Here is a 20,405-nt window from a genome sequence, read left to right on the forward strand (position 1 = left end):
CCCCCCCCCCCCCCCCCCCCCCCCCCCCCCCCCCCCCCCCCCCCCCCCCGCCCCCACCCCCCCCCCCCCCCCCCCCCCCCCCCCCCCCCCCCCCCTTCGCCCTCGCCGCGCAGCACCCCGTCGAACAGGTCGACGGCGACGAAGTCGGCGAACGGCCCGGCCGTGACCTCCGCCAGCTCCCGTGCCGTACGGGCCACGTCCAGCGTCGTCCCGATCCTCGCCCCCGCCTCGTTCACCAGGGCCAGCCGCTGCCGCGCCCGGTGCTCCTCCGTGCGGTCGAGGGCGGCGAGGGCGACCCCGCGCACCTGCCCGGCCGGATCCCTCAGCGGGGTGAAGAAGGAGGCCCAGGCGCGCTCTTGGAGCTCACCGGGCGCCCGGAAGGAGGCGTCCGTGCGCACGGGCCTTCCCGTGCGCAGCACATCGGCCATCATGGCGCCGAATTCCTCGAAGGGCGGGCCCGGGTGAATGTCGGCGAGCCGCTGCCCGAGCATCTCCGCTTCCGGGCGGCCCGCCACACCGAGCATTTCGTCATTGACGCTGACGAGCCGCAATTCGTCGTCGTATACCGACGTGGCGATGGGGGACTGGAGATAAGCCCATTCCTTCAGTTCCTTGAGCGGCGCGGAGCCGGTCTCCGGCGCGGTCGCGGGACCGTCCCCGGCGGTCGTCAGCAGCAGCCACCCGACCCCGCCGTCACCATCCGGACCGGGGCAGGCACGGACCGGAATCCGCACCTCGCCGCCGTCCCGGTGGCGGGCGGTGAGGCTGCCGCTCCACCGCGCGGCCCTGGTCAGCGACGTGCGCGCGGAGGCGGGCAGGGGCGCGGCGAGCAGACCGGAGGCGTGGCGCCCGACGATCTCGTCGGCCGGATAGCCGAGCAGGCGCCGGGCCAGGGGACTCCACAGGGTGACGGTGCCGCGTCCGTCCACGGCGGCGACCGGGACCGCCGTCGCCTCGGGGAAAGTGTCGGTGTGGACGTCCATCGGCGTTCATCTCGTTCTCGATGTGCGATACAGCGACCAACCTCGCCCGGAATTCATCTCGCCCGCTGTTCAGGGCAGGGCTCGCTGCCGGCTCTGTTCCTTACAGCTTTCCCGCACGGACCGGAGCTCAAGCCTTCTCGCGCACCTCCGTACGCGCGGTGCCCGGCCGACGACATTCTGTGTCCGCCCGCCGTGGGGCCGCTCGTCGACGCGCTGCGCCCGGATCACCCGACATCCCCACCAGTCGGTCGGATCCGGAGAAATCCCCGCGCCACGTCGGCCGGTTGCCACGGAATCGAGACAGCCCCTGGCGATCTCACCCGCACACCCATGACATCCTGAGCCGTCACAGTTCTGCCGGACGGGATCGGCGGACGTCCGGGGATAACGAGGATGCACCAATGAGACTCTGCTTCCTGGTGGAGGAGCAGTACCGGCGCGACGGTATGCCGGTGGACGTGATCCGCCAACTGACCGCCTGGGGGCACCAGGTGGACGTGCTGCGGCCGGGCGGTTCCCTCCTCAAGCTCTCCGAGGCGGTGCGCGCGGGCGCGCACGACGCCTGGGTGCTCAAGACCGTCTCCGGCGGACCGGGCCTGACGCTGCTGGAAGCCGCCGCGACCGTCGGCCTCACCACGGTCAACGACGCCCGCGCGATCCGCGGGGTGCGCGACAAGGCGCTGGCGGCGGTGACGGCCGAACACCACGGCCTGCCCGTCCCCGTGACCTACGCCGCCGCCCGGCCCGAGGAGTTCGCCGGGATCCCCGCGGCCGCGTACCCCCTCGTGGTCAAGCCCGCCGACGGCAGCTCCGGCCGCGCCGTCCGCCTCGTGCCCTCCCCGGACCGGCTGCCCGCCCCCGGCACCGAACCCGCCGGCATGCTGATAGCCCAGCCGTACGTGCCCAATTCGGGCGTCGACCTCAAGGTGTACTGCGTGGACGGCGAGTTGTACGCGACCGAACGCCGCTCGCCGCTGCACCCCGACCGGCCCGCCCGCGAACGCCATGTGCCGCTGACCGCCGAAGTGGCGGACATCGTCACACAGATCGGCGCCGTCTACGGCCTCGACCTGTACGGAGTGGACGTGGTGCTCGGACCCGACGGACCGGTGGTCGTCGACGTCAACGACTTCCCGAGCTTCCGTCAGGTGCCGGACGCGGTGGCCCGCGTGGCGTGGGCCATCCTGCGGCTCGCCGACGCCGGGCCCTCCCGGCGCGCGGCCGCTGCCGCGCACCTGCCCGCTCCCGCGCAGGTGGGCGGTGCCGCGTGAGGATCTGCCTGCTCACACCCGCGCCCGACCACCCGCTGCTGGCCGCCACCACCGCACTCCTGGCGCCCCGTCACCAGGTGGAGGCGCTCGACCCCCGGCACGCCGTGCTGCCGTCACCGGCGCGCGCCCCCCAGGCGCTCGCCGACGTCTATCTGCTGAAGAGCCGCACGCCCTGCGCCCTGGCCTTCGCCCGCTACCTCGAACAGCACGGCGCTCCCGTGCTGAACTCGGCCGACGCGACCGAACTGTGCCAGGACCGCACCGCCATGGCCGAGGCCGCGCTCGCCGCCGGACTGCCCTTCGCCGCCACCGCGGCGGCGACCACCCTGCCGCGCCTGGCCGCACGGGACGGTGTGACATACCCCCTGGTCGTCAAGAGCCGCCACAGCAGGCGGCACGACCTCGTGGCGCGGGTGGACGACGCGGAACAACTGCGGGCCCTGGCCGCGCAGTGGCCGGGCGAGTCGGTGGTCACCCAGACCTACACCCCCAACAGCGGCTGGGACCACAAGCTGTGGGTCATCGGCGACGAGATCTTCGCCGCCGTCCGTCGCTCGGAGCTCGCCCCGCTGTCCGCCGCCGAGCCGGTCGCCGCCGGGGAACTGCCCCCGGCCTGGCTCGACGTGGTGCGCCGGGCGGGCGAGGTCTTCGCCCTGGACGTCTACGGCGTCGACCTCCTCGATGTGCCGGGCGGGCTGCCGCTGATCGTCGACGTCAACGCCTTTCCCGGCGTCCGGGGGCAGCGGGGGGCGCCGGAGGCGCTGGCGGATCTGGCGCTGCGGGCGGCGGCGGGCGACTATCGTCCGCGCGGGCTGGGGCAGAGTGCGATCTTGAACGGCTAGCGGTCGCGCCTGCGGCGGGTGCGACCTGCGGGCGCGTCCTCATCGCCGGACGGGCTGATTGCGCGGACCGTAGCCAGCACAATCAGCCCGTCCGGCGTTTGAGGACAACGCGCGAAGCGTGTTCCGGGGGTCTGGGGGCTTGCCCCCCACGCGGCGGAGCCGCACATCAGATGCAGCCGGGAAGGGGCGGGTAGGGGAAAGCCCGCCGCAGGCGCAGCCCCCAAACAACGGAGCCCCACATCAGACGCAGCCAGGAACAGGCGCCCTCCGGTCCTCCCAAGGCGCCGCCTGTTCCAGCTGCGCGGCAACTCTCACCAGCAGATCCTCCCGCCCGTGCGCGGCCACGAGCTGCACCCCGATCGGCAGCCCCTCCCGGCTCTGGCCGAGGGGGAGGCTGATCGCCGGCTGGCCGGAGACGTTGAACACCGCCGTGAACGGACCGTATTCGAGGATGCGGCGCAGCCAGGAGCGGGCCGTGTGGCCGGGGGCGTCGTAGCCGAGGGTGCCGTGCGGTGCCGGGAGCTGCCCGAGCGTCGGGGTCACCAGCAGGTCGTACCGGGTGAAGAAGTCACCGACCGGGCGCGTGACCCGGTGCTGGGCGTCGACCGCCGCCATCACATCGAGCGCGCCCGCCGCCTCCGTCTCACTCAGCACCACCCGTGACACCGCCTCCAGCAGTGACGGATCGGGCCTGCGCGGCGCCCTGAGCATCGCGGCGCCCGTCGCGTAGACGCTGAGCATCAACGCCTCGACGACCGCGTCCGGATCGACGGCCGGGCCGGCCGGGGAGACGATGTGCCCGATCCACTCCAGGATCTGGGCCGCGGTCTCCGCCGCGGCGGCCACCTGAGGGTCGACCGGCACGCCCGACCACGCCCGCGTGGTGAGCGCGACCCGCAGCCGGCCCGGGTCGGCCCGCAGCTCCTCGGCGTACGGACGTACGGGCGGCGGCGCGGCGTACTTGTCGCCGACGGGCGGCGCGGCCACGGCGTCGAGCAGGTGGGCCGTGTCGCGCACGGTCCGGGTGAGCCCGAACTCCACCGTCTGCCCGAACGCGGCCTCCCCGGCGAGCGGTCCGCTGGGCGTGCGGCCACGGCTCGGCTTCAGGCCGACGAGCCCGCAGCAGGCGGCGGGCACCCGCAGGGAGCCCGCGCCGTCGTTGCCGTGCGCGAACGGCACCGCGCCCGCCGCCACGAGCGCGGCCGACCCGCCGCTGGACCCCCCGACGCCGCGGTCCGGGGCCCAGGGATTGCGCGTGGGGCCGTAGCGCACCGGCTCCGTCGAGAAGCTGAGACCCAGCTCGGGTGCGGTGGTCTGACCGAGCGCCACCAGCCCGGCGGCGCGGAAGCGGGCCATCAGGTCGTGGTCGGCCTGCGCGACGGCACCGCGGATGCTGCGGCTGCCGAGCGTGAAGGGAACGCCCCGCGCGAACGGCCCGCTGTCCTTGATCACGAACGGCACGCCGCCGAACGGCCCCTCCGGCTCGTGGCCGAGGGCGGGGACGAACAATGGCAGCGTCAGCGCGCCGAGGTCGGCGCCGGCCGCGGCGAGGGCGCGCCGGGCCACCGACTCGACCTCGGCCGCGCTCACTTCACGCGCCCGGATCAGCGCCCGCAGGCCGACGGCGTCGAGGCCCGCGTATTCGTACAGCTCCACCGGTCTCCCATTCCTCGGCTGGTGGCTGGAATCAGACTGACGTACGGAGCTGTCACACTGCCACCGAGTTTCGCCGCCGTGCCTCGGGGCGCCCGGCGACCTCGTAGATTCTGCCGCGTAAGGCAAGCGGTTTCGAACCATCCGTCTCAGCAGTCCGTGGTGTCACAGTGGCCGGAATTCCCCGTAACCCGGCCGCCCCGCGGCCCGTTTCCGGGGCAGATCAGTCCTCATGCAACGGGGCTGCCGAAGGCCGCACCCACCGGATCATCCCGTCCGGCGGCACCGGCGATCCGGGCCGGGCCCGTCGCGGAACCCGCGAGGCTCCGGCGCAGCTCTTCCCGGCCCCTCCGACCGGCGGCCGTCTCCCGGCGCGTGATCGCGCTGTGACGGCGGGAGACGGCCGTCGCACCTTCGTGAGGCACGTCGACGCCGAGCCGAGGGAGCCCTGATGAGCCTGCTGCGCAAGATCCGTGAGACCGGACGGGTGGCGGAGGACGCGCCGCCCCGGCCCGCCCCCGCGGAGTCCGCCGCGGCCCGCCGCCTGGGCGGCTCCGTCCAGGTGCGCTGTGTGGACGCCGGATCGTGCAACGGCTGCGAGATCGAGATCGCGGCGGCCTTCGGGCCGGTCTACGACGCCGAGCGCTACGGAGCCCGCCTCGTGGCCTCGCCCCGGCACGCGGACGTCGCGCTCGTCACCGGGCCGGTGACCCGCAACATGGCCGAACCGCTGCGCCGCACCGTCGCCGCGATGCCCCGCCCCCGGCTCGTCGTGGCGGTCGGCGACTGCGCCCTGAACTGCGGTGAGTTCGCCGGTGGCCACGGCGTCGAGGGCGCGGTGGCCGACGTGGTCCCCGTCGACCTCAAGGTCGAGGGCTGCCCGCCGCGCCCCGACCGGATCGTGGCGGCGCTGCGCGCCGTGACCGGCCGGTGAGCGCGGCCGCGCCCACCAGGGGCGCGACGCCGTCGTACGGCCGCCGGCGGTCCGGCGGCGCGCGAGTGAGGGACCGCGCATGAGGGGTGCCGAAACCGCGGCGGTTCTCGCGGTCGGGCTCGCCGGCGCCGGAGCGCTGTCCGGCGCGTTGCTGCCGAGACGGGCGCGCGTCATAGCCGTCGGGGTGTGCACCGCGGGCCTCGGCGGTGCCGGGCTCGCGGCCGGACTCATGGCCTCCGGCGGCGGCCGGTGGTCCGTCCACCTGCCCGGCCTGCTGCCGATGGCCGGTGTCTATCTGGCCGTCGACGCCCTGTCGGGGCTCTTCATGGCGGTCGCGGGAGCCGTGGTCCTCGCGGTCGCCGTCTACGGCATCGGCTACGCCGGGGGCGGCCACGCGGGCGGAGTCGCCTCGCGCGGGGTCCAGGCCGCGCTGCCCCTGTTCGCCCTCACCCTCGTCCTCGTCCCGGCGGCCGCCTCCGTCTCGACGTTCCTCCTCCTGTGGGAGGTCATGGCCCTCACCTCGCTGCTGCTCGTCCTGGCCGACCAGCGCGACCGCGCCAGTGTCCGCGAGGCCGGGGTCTGGTACGCCGTCATGACCCACCTCGGCCTGGTCCTGCTGCTGGCCGGTATGGCCCTCTTCGCCGCCTGCGCCGGAGGCGAGACGTTCACCGCGCTGCGCGCGGGCGCGAGCGGGATGTCACCCGCCGCCCGCGGCACGGTCTTCGTGCTGGTCGCGGCGGCCTTCGCGTCCAAGGCCGGCATGGTGCCCCTGCACCCGTGGCTGCCCAGGGCCCACCCCGAGGCCCCCAGCAACGTCTCCGCGCTGATGAGCGCCGCCATGGTCAACCTCGGCGCCTACGGCATCGTGCGCGTGGCCTTCGACCTGCTGGGCGGTGCCCCGCGCTGGGGCTGGCTGCTCGTCCTGGCGGCGGGCGCCCTCTCCGCCGTCTACGGCATCCTCCAGGCGGCCATGGCCTCCGACCTCAAGCGGCTGCTGGCCTACTCGACCTCCGAGAACCTCGGCCTCGTCCTCATCGGCGTCGGCGCGGCCGGGCTCTTCGCCTCCTCCGGCTATCCGGTGCCCGCCGCGCTCGCGCTCGCGGCCGCGCTCCTGCACGTCGCCAACCACGCCGTCTTCAAGGCCCTGCTGTTCTGCGCCGCGGGCTCCGTCGTCCGTGCCACCGGCGTGCGCGACCTCGACCGCATGGGCGGGCTGCGCGCCCGGATGCCGGCCACCGCGGGCTTCTTCACCGTCGCCGCCCTCGGCGCGATCGCCCTCCCGCCCGGCAACGGCTTCCTCAGCGAATGGCTGCTGCTCCAGTCCCTCATCAACGGCCTGACCGTGCCCGGCGTCTCCACCGCCATCGTGCTGCCGCTCGCCGTCGCGGTCATCGCGCTGTCCGCCGGGCTGGCCGCCGCCGTCTTCGTCAAGGCGCTCGGCGTGGGCTTCTTCGCCCGCCCCCGCAGCGCCGAGGCCGCGGCCGCCACCGAGAGCCCGCCCGGCATGCTCATCGGCATGGGCCTGCTCGCCGTCGGCTGCACCGGCCTCGCGCTCGTACCCGGCATGCTGGGCAACGGCCTGTCACGAGCCGTGGCCGTCGCCGGACTCAAGGGCGGGCCCACGCTCTCCGGCGACGGCTTCGGACTGCGCCTGGACCGGCTCGCCGCCTCCATGTCACCCCTGTGGGTGGCGGCCGCGCTGGCGGCCGGAGTGCTCGCGGCCGCCGCCCTGGTCCGGATCACGGCCCGCCGCGGCCGCCGCGCCAACGTCCGGCTGTGGGACTGCGGCGGAGGCGCCCCGACCGCCCGGATGTCCTACACCGCGACCTCCTTCGCCGAACCCCTCCAGCGGGTCTTCGACGACGTCCTCGCCCCCGAGCAGGACGTCAACGTCACCCCGCTGCGCGAGTCCGCCTATCTGGTGGAACGCGTGCGTTTCCAGAGCCGGATCCCCGACCGGATCGAGCACCGTGTCTACCGCCCCGTCCTCGCCGCGGTCACCGGCCTGGGCCAGAGCGCGCGCCGCCTGGCCACCGGCAGCGTGCACCTCTACCTCGGCTACGGCTTCTTCGGCCTCGTCGCCGTGCTGCTCGCCCTGGCGGTGGGCTGGTGAGCGGCATCGCGCGGCGGGGCACGCCGGGGGACACGCAGGAGGAGACACCGTGAAAGCCATCGGCACGGCGGCCGTGACCGCCCAGGTCGTCCTCGTCGTCGCCGGGGCGCCCCTGCTCGCCGGCACGATGCGGCAGGTGCGGGCCCGGCTGGAGGGCCGGGCCGGCCCCGGCGTCCTCCAGCCCTGGCGGGACCTGCGCAAGCTGCTCCGCAAGGAGGCCATCACCCCCGTCGGCACCGGGCCCGCCTTCCGCCTCGCCCCCCTCCTGCTCGTCGCGACCACCGCCGTCGTCGCGGCCCTCGTCCCCCTGGCCTCGACCGTCACGCCCGTCAGCGGCAGCGCCGACCTGATCCTCGTGGTGGCGCTGCTCGCCCTCGGCACGGCCGCCCTCGCCCTCGCCGGCCTGGACACCGGCACCGCCTTCGGCGGCATGGGCGCCTCCCGCGAGATGACCGTGGCCGCCCTCGTCGAACCCACCATCCTCCTCGCGGTGTTCGCCCTGTCGATACCGTCCGGTTCCACCAACCTGTCCGCGATCGTCTCCGGCGGCATCCACGACCCGGTGCGGCTGGCCTCCCCGGCGGGGCTCCTGGCCACCGCCGCGCTGGCCGTCGGCGTCCTCGCCGAGACCGGCAGGCTGCCGGTGGACAACCCGTCCACCCACCTGGAACTGACGATGGTCCACGAGGCGATGGTGCTGGAGTACGCGGGCCCCGACCTCGCCCTGGTCGAACTCGGTGCCCAGATGCGGCTCGCCGTCCTGCTCGGACTGCTCGCCTCCCTGTCCGCCCCCTGGGGCATCGCGACCACCGCCGCGCCGGCCGCCCTCGCCCTCGCCCTCGTCCTGCTCACCGCCAAGGTCGCCCTGCTCGGCTCCGCCCTCGCGGCCGCCGAGGTGTTCTGGGCCAAACTGCGGCTGTTCCGCGTCCCCGAGCTGCTCGCCGGATCCTTCCTGCTGGCCCTGCTCGCGGTCACCGCCTCGTACTTCCTCACAGGAGAGTGAGTGAGGGACACATGAACGACAGCGTCTTCACCCAGCTGCTCGACCTGGCGTGCGGCGCGTTCCTGCTCGCGGCCGTCGTGGTCCTGTGGCTGCGCCAACTGTCCTCGATCGTCCGGGCCTTCGCCCTCCAGGGCGTCGCCCTGGCCGCCGTCGCCGCCCTGCTGGGCGTGCACGAGGGCCGCTGGAACCTCCTCGCCATCGCCGCGGGCATCGGCCTGCTGCGCGCCGGGGCCCTGCCCCACCTCATCCGGCGCGCCCTCGCCGCCGGCAGCCCGCCCCCCACCCGCCACTACGAGGAGGACGTCAGCGAGGCCCGCGAGGCCCAGCCCCTGGTCAACGTCGCCGCGTCCCTGCTGAGCGCCGCCCTCCTCACCCTCCTCGCCTACGCCGTCGCCCGGCCCCTCGTCGAGCTCGACCCCACCCCCGCGACGAGCGCCCTGCCGGTCGGCCTCGCCGTCGTCCTGATCGGCTTCTTCACCCTGGTCACCCGGCGCCGCGCCCTGGCGCAGGTGGTCGGCTTCCTGCTCCTGGACAACGGCATCACCGCCACGGCCTTCCTGGCCGCCTCCGGGGTGCCGCTGATCGTCGAACTCGGCGTCTCCTTCGACGTCCTGCTCGCCGTTCTCGTCCTGCAGATCCTCACCACCCGGATGCGGGCCGCCTTCGGCGGCACCGGCATCGACGACCTGCGGGAGCTACGCGACTGATGACGCACGCCACCACCGCACTGCTGCTGACCGCCCCCGTCGCGGTGCCCCTCGCCACCTCGGCCGCCCACGCCGCCACCGGGCTGCGCGGCGTACGGCCGTACCGCCGGGCCCACGCCCCCCGGCACTCCGCCGCCCTCGCGCACAAGCCGCCGCCCCCGCGGACACCGGCCGAACCCGTACGGACCACCGGCTCCGGCGCGGCCGCCGGGGGACCGGTCGCCCTCACCGGCGGACCCCCCGCCGGCCCCTCCGGACCCCCGCCGTTCGCCGCCGACGCACCGGTGGCGCCGCCCTTCGCCACCGGCCACGAGCACCCGGCCCGCCCGATCGGCACCTGGCTCGGACTCGTCTCCCCGGCCACGATCCTCTTCTGCGGGGCCGCCCTCGCCACCACCGTCCCCGACCGCGGGCCGGTGACGGCGTACGGGCGGCTGCTGCGCGCCGACGCCCTGACCGTGTGGCTGCTGCTCGCCATCGGCGCGGTCGCCGCCCTGGCCTGCGCCGCGGGCCCCGCGCACCTCGCCCACGAGCGGGCCGACGCCGGGGCCGCCCGCCGTTACAACCTCCTCGTCCAGGCGTTCCTCGCCGCCATGAGCGCGGCCGTCCTGGCCGCGAACCTCGGTGTCCTGTGGATCGCCATCGAGGCCACCACCATCGTCACCGCCTTCCTCGTCGGCCACCGCCGCACCCGGGCCTCCGTCGAAGCCGCCTGGAAGTACGTGGTGATCTGCTCCGCCGGGATCGCCCTCGCCTTCCTCGGCACCGTCCTCCTCTACTACGCCGCCCGGCAGGCGGGCGTCTCCGAGGCGTCCGCCCTGGACTGGCCGACGCTCGCCGCGCACGCCGACCGGCTCGACCCGGCCGTCACCCGGCTCGCCATGAGCCTCATCGTCCTCGGCTTCGGTGCCAAGGCCGGCCTCGCGCCCCTGCACGCCTGGCTGCCCGACGCCCACAGCCAGGCGCCCGCGCCGGTGTCCGCGCTGATGTCCGGCGTCCTGCTCTCCGTCGCCTTCGCCGGGCTGCTGCGCTACAAGGTCATCGCGGACGCGGCCCTCGGCGCCGGCTACACCCGCGCCCTGCTCGCCGGAGCCGCCCTGCTCACCCTGGCCCTGGCCGCCGTCCTGCTGCTCGCCCAGCGCGACTACAAGCGGATGCTCGCCTATTCGAGCATGGAGCACATGAGTCTGATCGCCCTGGGTGCCGCCATCGGCACCCCGCTGGCCGTCTCCGCCGCCCTGCTGCACATCGCGGGTCACGGGCTGGCGAAGACCGTCGCGTTCTGCGCGTCCGGCCATATCCTGCGCATCCGCCGCTCCACCCGCATCGGCAGGGTGCGCGGGCTGCTGGCCGAGGCCCCGGCCCTGGGCACCACCTTCGGGCTGTCCGTGGTCGCCCTGCTCGGCCTGCCGCCGTTCAGCCTCTTCGCCTCCGAACTCGGGCTCGCCCGCGCCGGGTTCACCGCCGGGCACGGCAAGGTCGTCGCCGTCGCCCTGGTCCTCACCCTCGCCTCCTTCGCCGCGCTGGTCACCCGCACCGCCCGGATGGTCCTCGGCCCCCCGCCCGAACCGGAGGCCGTTGCCGACGGGCCCGTCCGGCTCGGGCCGGCCGCGGCGGCGCCGCTGGTCACCGGCCTCGTCGCGGCCGCGGTCCTGGGCGTCGCCACCGGCCCCCTCACCCGGCTGCTCTCCGCCGCCGGCGAGATCATCGGAAGGCACTGACCCATGCCCCCGACCGTGACCGACATCGGCCCCGGCGAACTGCCCGGACGCGCCGCCGACCTGCTCGTCGACGGCCACCGCCTGGCACTGGTCGCGGCCCACCACGACGGGCCGTCCGCCCCGGGCGGCGCGGCCGTCCGCGTGGTCTACCTCTTCGTCTCCGGCCCGCCCGACACCCGTACCGAACTGCACGTGCGCCTCGACCCCAAGGCCCCCGAGCTGCCCACCCTGGCCCATCTGTCCTTCCCCGCCGGGCGGTTCGAGCGGGAGATGCGCGACCTGCACGGCATCGTGCCTCTCGGCCACCCCCTGCCCCACCGCCTCGTCCGCCACTTCCACTGGCCCCGCGGCTGGTATCCCATGCACCCCGACGCCGGCCCCCCGCCGCCCTTCGCCGAGCCCGAGGGCCCGTACCCCTTCCTGGAGGTCGAGGGCGAGGGGGTCTACGAGATCCCCGTCGGGCCGGTGCACGCCGGGCTCATCGAACCCGGGCACTTCCGCTTCTCCGTCGTCGGCGAGACCATCATCAAGCTCAAGGCCCGCCTGTGGTTCGTCCACAAAGGCATCGAGAAGCTCATGGAGGGCCGCACCCCCGACCGCGGCCTGCCGCTGGCGGAGCGCGTCAGCGGCGACACCGCCGTCGGCCACACCCTCGCCTACTGCCTGGCCGTGGAGGAGGCCACCGGCACCCGGGTCCCCGAGGACGCCCGGCGCGCCCGCGCGCTCCTCCTGGAACTGGAGCGCCTCCACAACCACGTCGCCGACCTCGGCGCCCTGTGCAACGACGTCGGCCACGGCATCCTCAACGCCCGCGCCCAGCACGTCCGCGAGCAGCTGCTGCGGCTGAACCAGGAGGTCACCGGGCACCGGCTGCTGCGCGGTGCCGTCGTGCCGGGCGGCGCGGCGCTCTGCTCGATCCCCGGCACGGCGCGGATGCGCGTGCTCGGCCGGGAGATCGGCGACCTCGTCACCCTCGCCCTCGGGCACACCACCGTCCGCGACCGCTTCACCGGCACGGCCCGGCTCGACCTGGCCGCCGCGCGCGACCTCGGCTGCCTCGGCTATGTCGCGCGGGCCAGCGGGCTGGCCACCGACGCCCGGATCCGCCACCCCTTCCACGACTACGGGCCCGCGCTCACCGAGCCCGTCCACACGGCGGGGGACGTGCTGGCCCGCTTCCTCGTACGGGCCGAGGAGATCGATGCCTCCCTGGCCCTCGTCGAGGAACTGACGGAACGGCTCATCACCGGCCGCTGGGTCGCCGACCTCCCGCTCGGCCTGCCCGGAACGGCGGCCGCTGGCACCGGCATCGTCGAGGGCTGGCGCGGCACCATCACCACGCGCGTCGAGCTGCGGGGCCGCGACCACACGCTGACCCGGGTGAAGACGGCCGATCCGTCCTTCTTCAACTGGCCGGCGCTGCCGGTCGCGCTGGCCGACACGATCGTCCCGGACTTCCCGCTGACCAACAAGAGCTTCAATCTGTCCTACGCGGGCAACGACCTATGACGGCTCCGCCTCCTCGCCGGCCTCGACGCCGTGGTCGCGGGCGAGCCGCAGGGCGTCCTCCAGCTCCTCCTCCGCCACGGACGCCCCGTAGTCATCACCCGTCACCCGGGCCGCCGCCAGCGCGGCCCGGGCCCGGCAGATCCGCTGCCGCATCGCTTCGGCGAACACGCTCACGACAGCCCCCAGGGGGAATCACCGGCGGTGGGAAGGATTCCTCAAGTCTAGGGGAGGCGAGAGCGATGGGCTGCCGCCAGGAAGTCTTCCGTGCGGGGCCGTCGGCTATGCCTGGGCCGAGCCTTCCGCCGTCCACCCCGGCACCTGGAAACGGGGTGTGAGGTCCGAGCTGGTGACCTCCTGACCACAGCAGCGGCAGACGACGACGGAGTCCAGGTCGGAGCCGCAGGTGTGCTCCAGGACGGTCGGCGGCACATCGGCCAGGTGACGGTCGCCCCACCGCATGAGCATCAGGAGCACCGGGCGCAGGTCCTGCCCGGCGGAGGTCGCGCAGTATTCGAAGCGCGCGGGGCGGTCCTGGTACGGAACCTTCTCCAGAACCCCCGCCTCCACCAGGCGACGCAGCCGCGCCGCGAGGATGTCACGAGGAGCGCCGGTGTTACGGGCGATCGCGTCGAAGCGCCGCACGCCGAAGAAGACCTCACGCAGCACCAGCAGGGAGTACTTCTCGCCGACCACGCCGAGTGCGTCGGCGATCGAACATGGGCGCGCTGTCGTCATGGCCTCATCGTAAAGCAGCCGGATTTGCTTCCCCAACCCTGGCTGGACCGCGGGGAGTCAGGCCCGCGGATCTCCGCGGCCGTGGCTAGGGGCGGGCCGCGGCGATGAGTTCGCGCAGGGCGCCGTAGTAGACCTCATGATCGGTCATGCCGGGCAGGATGGCGTCCATGTGGCCCGTCAGGACCGGGAACCGCTCCGGGTCGAGCGAGGCCAGGGCGGTGCGTGTGGTGACGACGGTGGCCCCGGGGTCCCTGTGGTCCACGAAGGTCGCGCTGCCGAGCGTGAGCAGATACATGCGCCGGTAGGTGCGGAAGGCGCGCTCGGGGGTCATCCCGGCGGCGATGCTGTCGGCGAGCGCGGGCTCGACGAGCCGGGCGAGCAGCTGCGGTCCGAGCCAGGGGCGGGAACCGCGCAGCGCGACCAGCCCGGGGTGAGCGGTCAGCAGCCTGTAGAGCGCGGTGAAGCGGGCCTCGGTGGCCTCGGCCCACGGTGTGCCCGCGGGGATGTCCGGCAGCTCGGCGGCGAGGTGGTCGGTGCACAGGTCGAGCAGCCCGCCGAGGTCCGTGCAGCGGCGGTGGATGGTCGCGTGCGAGACGCCCAGCCGGTCGGCGAGCGAGCGGAAGCTCAGGGCCGCGGGGCCCTCCTCGTCGAGGATCGCCAGGGCGGTGCGGGCGATGCGACCGGGGGTGGCCCGGCTCAGGGAGGGTGATCGTCTCGGCATGTGTGACAGTGTAACGTACGCCGTATCATACGTGGCCGGCCCGGTGGCCGCCGCACACTCAAGGGGGAGATCTCCGTGCACAGCCTCACCTACGGCGACATCCGGCAGGCGGCCGGGCGGACCGCCGGACACGTCCGGCCCGTCACCCTCGCCCCGGCCGGCCCCGGACCGTACGAGCTGTGGCTCGCCCTGGAGTTCATGCAGCACACCGGGTCCTTCAAGGCGCGCGGCGCGCACAACTTCCTCGCCGCCCACCGCGAGGCCGGCACGCTGCCCGCCGCGGGCGTCACCATCGCCTCCGGCGGCAACGCCGGGCTGGCCTGCGCCTGGGCCGCCCGGCGCCAGGGCCTGCCGGCGACGGTCTTCCTCCCGGCCACCGCGCCGCACGTCAAGGTCGCCAAGCTGCGCGGCTACGGCGCGGACGTCCGGCTCGTCGGCAGCGAATACGCCGAAGCCCTCGCGGCCTGCGAGGAGTTCGCGGCCGGCACGGGAGCCCTCGCGAGCCATGCCTACGACCACCCGCTGATCGCCGCCGGGGCGGGCACCCTGCTGGAGGAGATCCGCGAGCGGGTGCCCGGCCTCGACACCGTCGTCGTCGCGGTGGGCGGCGGCGGGCTGTTCGCCGGGGTCGCCACGGCCGCCCGGCACCACGGGGTGCGGACCGTCGCCGTCGAGCCCGAGAACTGCCGCGCCCTGCATGCCGCGCTGGAGGCCGGGCGGGTCACCGAGGTGCCGGTCGACTCCGTCGCCGCTGACGCCCTCGGCGCCCGGCGCGTCTCCGCGACGGCGCTGGCCGCCGCGGAGGGCGACGGCGTCACCTCGGTCCTGGTGCCGGACGCCGCGATCGTCGGCGCCCGCCGGGCGCTGTGGGACGACCGGCGCGTCGCGGTCGAGCACGCGGCGGCGACGGCGCTCGCGGCGGTGTCGGGACCCGCGCCGGTCTATGTGCCGGCCGAGGGGGAGAGGGTCGCGGTGGTGCTCTGCGGCGCGAACACCGACCCCGGTGACCTGGCCGGCCGCCCGTGACTCTCCGGCGGGTCAGAGCGCCTGGGCCCGGGCGTGGATCGCGCGGGCCGCGGCGCCGAGCCTCGGGCCGAACATGGCCGTGCTGTGCTCCAGCGCGTCACCGTGGCTGTTGACGGACACCAGCGTGCCCAGGCCCGACTTCGCGTCGAAGTCCGCTAGCCACGGGCCGCCGCTCGCCCCGCCCGACATGTCGCACGGCACCCGCAGCTCGTCGTCCGGGGCGGCCGTGGCCGGGCCCGTGCAGGAGAGCAGCCGCTCACCGCGCTGCGGGCGCGTCGCGGGGTAGCCGAACGCGGTCACCCGCCCGCCGGGCTCGCGGTCGAAGGCCACCTGCTGGCCGCCCACCGCGTCCGTCAGCCGCTTGCCCTTGACCGGGTCGACGGTGAGCGCCGCGACATCGGTGCGCGCGTCCCGCGCCCACGAGTCGGGGGTGACCGTGGCCCGCACGGGGAAGACCCCGTAGGGCGCCCGCGCGCCCTTCGCGTAGCCGGGCACGAAGACCAGATCCACATAGGTGTTGGCGGGGGAGGCGCCGCGCCGCACGCAGTGACCGGCGGCCAGCACGACCGAGCGATTGCCGCTCTTGACCGCCGTGGCGGTGCACCAGGTGTCGTCGCCAGCGGCGTTGACGAAGAAGAGGCGGCCGACCGTCTTCACCGGCGCGCCCTGCCACTCCTTCGTCAGCGGCCCGGTCGGCCCCAGGTCCACGCTCTCGCCGACCGCGCGCATCCGGTCGGCCGTCCAGTAGGCCAGCGCCTCCTGGCGCTCCCTGGGTGTGTACGTCACCTCGGCCGTGGCCGGCGCGGCCGCCGTCGCCGGGGAAGGGAATGGGGCCGCGCCCAGGGCGGCGGCGGAGGCGAGGGCCACGGCGGACAGCCGCCCGAGTCGTTTCGAAGCGCGCACGGTTCTCCTCTGAGGCGGGACGATCGGCAACGGAATGATCCATTCTGTCGCGTGTGGAGACGGCCCGTCAGTCGACGGGGTTCCCGGCCGCAGAGGGAACGCGCCTGCCTGCCAACCGGCCGGGACAGCCTCTCGCTAACGGCTCCCCCCGGTGTCATCATCGTGTCGTGGCACTGAGCTATCAGTCGATCACTCTGCGGGTCCTGCGGGACAGGGGCCCCGACTGGACCCTCCGGGACGGCGCGACCTGGTGCATGGTCACCCCACCGCGCCACATCCGCCGCACACAGGGGTGGAAGCTGCACGTGTCGGCGACTCCCGCGTCCGCGCCCGTCGTCCTGGAGCGCGCGGTGCCCGTCCTGGCGGCGCACGAGTGCGCCTTCAAGTTCGCCGTCTCGCCCAGGGTCACCGCCGAACTCACCTCCGTCCGCGCCTCCCGGGCGCAATCGGGCAAGTTCCTCACCGCCTATCCCGATGACGACGACCGGCTGCGCGTGCTCGCCGAGGAACTCCACCGCGTCACCCTCGGCCTCGCCGGGCCCACGATCCTGTCGGACCGCCGGTACCGCCCGGGCAGCCTCGTCCACTACCGCTACGGCTGCTTCGCCCGGCCCCACGAGCTCAACGACGAGGGGTTCTACGAAGGGCGGCTGCTGGCTCCCGACGGCACCTTCGTCACCGACGTGCGCAACCCCTGGTTCTCGCCGCCCCCGTGGGCCGCACCGCCCTTCGAGGAGCCTCCGTCCACCGCGGCGGACCGCCCGCGGGGCGGCCCCGTCCTGCTCGCCGGCCGCTACCTCGTCAGCGAGGCGGTCCGGCACTCCAACCGCGGCGGTGTCTACCGCGCCCACGACCGGAGGACCGGCGAAGACGTCCTGCTCAAGGAGGCCCGCCCGCACATCGGCGGCGGCCCCGGCCACGAGGACGCGCGGGACTGGCTGCGGCACGAGGCGAGTGTCCTGGCCCACCTCGCGCCGCACCGCGTCACCCCGGCCGTGCGCGAGGTCTTCGAGGCCGCCGGGCACGTCTTCCTCGTCGAGGAACTGATCGACGGCAAGAGCCTCCAGCACTGGGCCGCCGAGCACGCGTGGCGCGACAGCGGCCGCATACCGGTGCCCGTGGCCTGGGAGCTCGCGCGCGAACTCACCCGTGTGACAGGCGAGGTGCACACGGCCGGCTTCGTCCTCCGCGACCTCAAACCGGGCAACGTCGTCATCAGGACCGACGGCACCCCCGTCCTCGTCGACCTGGAGTGCGCGGTCCACGCCGACGGCACCTCCCACGTCGCGGGCACCCTCGGCTTCACCGCCCCCGAGTACCTCGACGGGCCGGGCCACGACAGCGCCACCCCGACGCCCGCCCCCGGCCCCGAGGCCGACTGCTTCAGTCTGGGCGCCACCCTGCTGCACGCCACCACCGGCATCAGCCCCGTCCTCGCCCCGGACTCACCACCGGGCCGCACCGCCGGTGACCGCCTCGCGGCCCTCGTCGACGCCGCGGCCCCCGCCTTCCCCGCCCTCCGCGCGCTCGCTCCCCTCGTCCTCGGCCTCACCGCCGACGGCCCCTCCCGCTGGCCCCTGGAGAAGGCCGCCGCCTTCCTGCGCGCCGACCCCGTCGTACGGCCCGCGACCGCCGGCCCCGCACTGCCGGACCACCGGACCGAGCGGCTCATCGGCGACGGACTGGCCCACCTGGCGGCCACCGCGGAACCCTCCGGCGAATACCTCTGGCCAGGCCCCCGCGCCCTGCCGCGCGCCGACCCCTGCAACGTCCAACTGGGCGCCGCGGGCGTGCTGGCCGTGCTCGACCGGGCCGTCCGCTGCGGCTGGACCGCCGCTGGACCGCTGCTGCACACCACGGCGCAGTGGCTCGACGAACGGCTCACCCTGCCCAGCCGCATCCTGCCCGGCCTCTACTTCGGCCGCTCCGGCGCCGTGTGGGCCCTCCACGACGCCGCGCGCACCCTGGCCGACCCGGCGCTGGCCGAGCGCGCGCGGGAGTATGCCCTGCGGATCCCCCTCGACTGGCACAACCCGGACATCTGCCACGGCCTCGCGGGCGCGGGCCTGGCCCAGCTGCACCTGTGGCACACCACCGGCGACCAGCGCTTCGCGGAACGGGCGTCGGAGTGCGCCGACAGGCTGCTCCGCCTGACCTCGCGCGCAGATGGCGGGGTGGACTGGGACGCGGGCCCGGAGCACCGCGCCGACCTCGCCGGTGCCACGTTCTACGGCTTCGGCCACGGCATCGCCGGGATCGCCGCCTTCCTGCTCGCCGCCGGACGGGACCTGGACCGCCCCGAGCTCGTCGACATCGCCGTCGGCGGCGGCCACGCCCTGTGCGCCGTCGCCGAGCGGCACGGCGACGCTGCGCACTGGCCCAAGGGCCCGGGCCGCACCGAGCGCACCGGCCTGGACTTCTGGTGCAACGGGACCTCCGGCGTGGGGGCCCTCCTGGTCCGGCTGTGGCGGGCGACCGGCGACGCGGTCTTCCGTACGCACGCCGAGCGGGCCGCGATCGCCGTCCACCGCGACCGCTGGCGGGTCGGCCCCGGCACCTGCCACGGCGTCGCGGGCAACGCCGAGCTGCTGCTCGACCTCGCCGAGGCGACGGGCGAGGAGCGCTACCGCGCCTGGGCGGCCCAGGCCGCGACATGCCTGCACCTGCGAGCCGTCGAGCGCGACGGCCGCCTCGTCGTCCCGGACGACAGCCTGCGCGAGGTCTGCGCGAGCTACGGCGTCGGCATGTCCGGCCCGCTCGACTTCCTCCTCCGCCTCAAGCACGGCGGCCCCCGTTCCTGGCTGGTCGACAGCGGCCGTTGAGGGGCGGGCCCGCCGCGAACAGCCGTATCCCCGACAGGAGGTGAGAGCCATGGAGAGCGACGTACTCCAGCTGCAGGAACTGCCGGAGACGGACGAGCAGGAGCTGGAGCCGGTGATGTGCTGCGACACCGACCACACCAGCGGCAGCTGCACCGATCCGCCCCGCTGTCGCCCGTCCTGACCGAAGCGCGGGCTCCGGGCGGCTGCCCCGGTGGCCGCCCGGAACCCGCGGAGGGGGTCCCTTGGGCGAAGCACCCTGGACGCCGGTGCTGCGCGGGGCGACGGCGGACGCGGCCCTCGAACTCGTCACCGCCCTCGCCGGGAAGCCGCGCCCCGTACCCCGCAGAGTGCGCCCTGACCTCGCTGCCGGTGGCCCCGGACTCGCCCTGGCATACGGTCAGTTGGACCTGTGCCTGCCCGGACGGGGATGGGGCACCATGGCCGGCGGCTACCTCACGGCCGCGGCCGCGGGGGCCCGGCACCCGGGGCCCGCCTCGCCGGGGCTCTTCGGCGGGCTAGGTGGCCTCGCCTTCGCCGCCTGGTCGCTCGCGCCCGGCACCCGCCCGCTCCCCGAAGTCCATGACGAGGTCCTGAGGTCGACCGCCGCGCGGAGCCTCGGTGCCGCCCCTCACGGCGTGCCCGTCCGCGCCTTCGACACCGTCTCCGGGGCGGCCGGCACCGGGGCGTACCTGCTGTGCCGGCACCACGAACCGGCCGCCCGCGCCGCACTGCGCACCGTGCTCGCCGCGCTGGTGACGCTGAGCGGCGAACGGGACGGGATCCCGCACTGGTACACCCCCGCCGAGCACATCGGCGACCCCGCGACCCGCTCCCTCTTCCCGTCAGGTGTGCTCAACTGCGGTATGGCGCACGGCATCTCCGGCCCGCTCGCCCTGCTGGCATCGGCCGGCGCCGCCGGTGTCAGGGTGCCCGGACAGCGGGAGGCCGTCGAGCGGCTGACCGCTTGGTTGACCGGCCGTCAGGTCGATGACGGCCACGGCCCGGACTGGCCGAGCCGGGTGGCCCCGGACGGGCGCCCCGCCCCCGTGGACCGGGCGCCGGCGACCTGGTGCTACGGGACTCCCGGCATCGCCCGCGCGCTGTGGCTGGCGGGAGCCGCGCTCGACGACTCATCGCTGAGCGACCTCGCCGTACGGACCCTGAGGGCCGCGCACCGGCGCCTCGCCGCGCGGCCGGACCCCGGGGACGCGGTGGGGCTGTGTCACGGGGCGGCCGGGCTGCTGCACATCACGGCGCGCTTCGCAGGGGAGACGGGCGACCCTGAACTGAGCCGCGCGGCGGTCCGGGTGGCCGAGCGGCTGCTCGCCTGCCGGGCGGCCGTGGCCGCCGCCGGACCGGGGTTCCTGGACGGCGCGGCGGGAGTGGTGCTCGCGCTGCTCGCGGCCGCGACGGACGTCGCGCCGCTGTGGGACCGGGCCCTGCTGCCGGCGTAGGGGCGGCT

General features: G+C 75.2%; 18 protein-coding genes. 12 read left to right on the forward strand and 6 right to left on the reverse strand.

Features of this window, described 5'->3' with window-relative positions; translation table 11 throughout:
- Nucleotides 1-983 (reverse strand): PAS domain-containing protein (locus ACZ4A5_RS28475; RefSeq protein ID WP_467590319.1); only part of this gene is annotated, 983 nt, incomplete at its 3' end.
- A gap of 401 nt (nt 984-1,384) precedes the next feature.
- On the opposite strand from ACZ4A5_RS28475, the gene ACZ4A5_RS28480 reads away from it, so the two are divergent.
- Nucleotides 1,385-2,254, forward strand: a complete 870-nt coding sequence (locus ACZ4A5_RS28480) for an ATP-grasp domain-containing protein (RefSeq protein WP_467590322.1) — start codon at nt 1,385-1,387, stop codon at nt 2,252-2,254.
- Nucleotides 2,251-3,096, forward strand: coding sequence for an ATP-grasp domain-containing protein (locus ACZ4A5_RS28485; protein ID WP_467590325.1), 846 nt, complete (start codon nt 2,251-2,253; stop codon nt 3,094-3,096). The genes ACZ4A5_RS28480 and ACZ4A5_RS28485 overlap by 4 nt, the downstream gene beginning before the upstream one ends.
- Nucleotides 3,097-3,336: 240 nt before the next feature.
- Here the strand turns inward: ACZ4A5_RS28485 and ACZ4A5_RS28490 are convergent, their stop codons facing one another.
- Entirely contained in the window at nt 3,337-4,752 is a 1,416-nt protein-coding gene (locus tag ACZ4A5_RS28490) for an amidase (RefSeq protein ID WP_467590327.1), read from the reverse strand.
- A gap of 448 nt (nt 4,753-5,200) precedes the next feature.
- On the opposite strand from ACZ4A5_RS28490, the gene ACZ4A5_RS28495 reads away from it, so the two are divergent.
- The 6 genes from ACZ4A5_RS28495 (at nt 5,201) to ACZ4A5_RS28520 (ending at nt 12,736) form a co-directional block, all read left to right on the forward strand.
- Nucleotides 5,201-5,683: an NADH-quinone oxidoreductase subunit B family protein gene (locus ACZ4A5_RS28495; protein WP_361534450.1), complete on the forward strand. Its 483-nt coding sequence runs from the start codon at nt 5,201-5,203 to the stop codon at nt 5,681-5,683.
- A gap of 79 nt (nt 5,684-5,762) precedes the next feature.
- On the forward strand, nt 5,763-7,796 hold the full coding sequence (locus ACZ4A5_RS28500) for a proton-conducting transporter transmembrane domain-containing protein (RefSeq protein WP_467590331.1): 2,034 nt from the start codon (nt 5,763-5,765) through the stop codon (nt 7,794-7,796).
- 49 nt (nt 7,797-7,845) lie between these two features.
- Nucleotides 7,846-8,799: a respiratory chain complex I subunit 1 family protein gene (locus ACZ4A5_RS28505; protein ID WP_467590334.1), complete on the forward strand. Its 954-nt coding sequence runs from the start codon at nt 7,846-7,848 to the stop codon at nt 8,797-8,799.
- Between the two features lie 11 nt (nt 8,800-8,810).
- Entirely contained in the window at nt 8,811-9,506 is a 696-nt protein-coding gene (locus tag ACZ4A5_RS28510) for a hypothetical protein (protein WP_467590336.1), read from the forward strand.
- Nucleotides 9,506-11,227: a proton-conducting transporter transmembrane domain-containing protein gene (locus ACZ4A5_RS28515; protein WP_467590339.1), complete on the forward strand. Its 1,722-nt coding sequence runs from the start codon at nt 9,506-9,508 to the stop codon at nt 11,225-11,227. The genes ACZ4A5_RS28510 and ACZ4A5_RS28515 overlap by 1 nt, the downstream gene beginning before the upstream one ends.
- 3 nt (nt 11,228-11,230) lie before the next feature.
- The gene (locus ACZ4A5_RS28520; protein WP_467590342.1) at nt 11,231-12,736 is read left to right on the forward strand and encodes a hydrogenase large subunit; all 1,506 of its coding nucleotides are present in this window, start codon (nt 11,231-11,233) and stop codon (nt 12,734-12,736) included.
- Here the strand turns inward: ACZ4A5_RS28520 and ACZ4A5_RS28525 are convergent.
- The 3 genes from ACZ4A5_RS28525 to ACZ4A5_RS28535 all read right to left on the reverse strand — a co-directional run bounded on the left by ACZ4A5_RS28525 (nt 12,731) and on the right by ACZ4A5_RS28535 (nt 14,192).
- Entirely contained in the window at nt 12,731-12,910 is a 180-nt protein-coding gene (locus ACZ4A5_RS28525; protein WP_467590344.1) for a hypothetical protein, read from the reverse strand. The genes ACZ4A5_RS28520 and ACZ4A5_RS28525 overlap by 6 nt on opposite strands.
- Nucleotides 12,911-13,015: 105 nt before the next feature.
- Nucleotides 13,016-13,471, reverse strand: a complete 456-nt coding sequence (locus ACZ4A5_RS28530) for a winged helix-turn-helix transcriptional regulator (protein ID WP_467590347.1) — start codon at nt 13,469-13,471, stop codon at nt 13,016-13,018.
- An 85-nt stretch (nt 13,472-13,556) separates the two neighbouring features.
- The gene (locus tag ACZ4A5_RS28535; RefSeq protein WP_467590350.1) at nt 13,557-14,192 is read right to left on the reverse strand and encodes a TetR/AcrR family transcriptional regulator; all 636 of its coding nucleotides are present in this window, start codon (nt 14,190-14,192) and stop codon (nt 13,557-13,559) included.
- A gap of 75 nt (nt 14,193-14,267) precedes the next feature.
- On the opposite strand from ACZ4A5_RS28535, the gene ACZ4A5_RS28540 reads away from it, so the two are divergent.
- Entirely contained in the window at nt 14,268-15,218 is a 951-nt protein-coding gene (locus tag ACZ4A5_RS28540; RefSeq protein ID WP_467590353.1) for a threonine/serine dehydratase, read from the forward strand.
- A 12-nt stretch (nt 15,219-15,230) separates the two neighbouring features.
- Here ACZ4A5_RS28540 and ACZ4A5_RS28545 read toward each other — a convergent pair whose 3' ends face one another.
- Nucleotides 15,231-16,121, reverse strand: a complete 891-nt coding sequence (locus ACZ4A5_RS28545) for a trypsin-like serine peptidase (RefSeq protein WP_467590356.1) — start codon at nt 16,119-16,121, stop codon at nt 15,231-15,233.
- 167 nt (nt 16,122-16,288) lie between these two features.
- Between ACZ4A5_RS28545 and lanL the strand changes: the two genes are divergently transcribed.
- The 3 genes from lanL (at nt 16,289) to ACZ4A5_RS28560 (ending at nt 20,397) form a co-directional block, all read left to right on the forward strand.
- Nucleotides 16,289-18,943, forward strand: a complete 2,655-nt coding sequence (gene lanL, locus ACZ4A5_RS28550; RefSeq protein WP_467590360.1) for a class IV lanthionine synthetase LanL — start codon at nt 16,289-16,291, stop codon at nt 18,941-18,943.
- 49 nt (nt 18,944-18,992) lie between these two features.
- Complete coding sequence (locus ACZ4A5_RS28555) at nt 18,993-19,124, forward strand: hypothetical protein (RefSeq protein ID WP_467590363.1); 132 nt, start codon at nt 18,993-18,995, stop codon at nt 19,122-19,124.
- A gap of 61 nt (nt 19,125-19,185) precedes the next feature.
- A complete protein-coding gene (locus ACZ4A5_RS28560; RefSeq protein ID WP_467590365.1) occupies nt 19,186-20,397 on the forward strand; it encodes a lanthionine synthetase C family protein in 1,212 nt (403 codons plus the stop codon).
- The last annotated feature ends 8 nt before the right edge of the window (nt 20,398-20,405 follow it).

Source organism: Streptomyces sp. NPDC025618 (assembly GCF_055558795.1).

Coding starts and splice junctions, on each gene's coding strand:
- ACZ4A5_RS28480 (WP_467590322.1), top strand. CDS start 1,385: ATGAGACTCTGCTTCCTGGTGGAGGAGCAGTACCGGCGCGACGGTATG.
- ACZ4A5_RS28495 (WP_361534450.1), top strand. CDS start 5,201: ATGAGCCTGCTGCGCAAGATCCGTGAGACCGGACGGGTGGCGGAGGAC.
- ACZ4A5_RS28500 (WP_467590331.1), top strand. CDS start 5,763: ATGAGGGGTGCCGAAACCGCGGCGGTTCTCGCGGTCGGGCTCGCCGGC.
- ACZ4A5_RS28510 (WP_467590336.1), top strand. CDS start 8,811: ATGAACGACAGCGTCTTCACCCAGCTGCTCGACCTGGCGTGCGGCGCG.
- ACZ4A5_RS28515 (WP_467590339.1), top strand. CDS start 9,506: ATGACGCACGCCACCACCGCACTGCTGCTGACCGCCCCCGTCGCGGTG.
- ACZ4A5_RS28520 (WP_467590342.1), top strand. CDS start 11,231: ATGCCCCCGACCGTGACCGACATCGGCCCCGGCGAACTGCCCGGACGC.
- ACZ4A5_RS28530 (WP_467590347.1), bottom strand. CDS start 13,471: ATGACGACAGCGCGCCCATGTTCGATCGCCGACGCACTCGGCGTGGTC.
- ACZ4A5_RS28535 (WP_467590350.1), bottom strand. CDS start 14,192: ATGCCGAGACGATCACCCTCCCTGAGCCGGGCCACCCCCGGTCGCATC.
- ACZ4A5_RS28555 (WP_467590363.1), top strand. CDS start 18,993: ATGGAGAGCGACGTACTCCAGCTGCAGGAACTGCCGGAGACGGACGAG.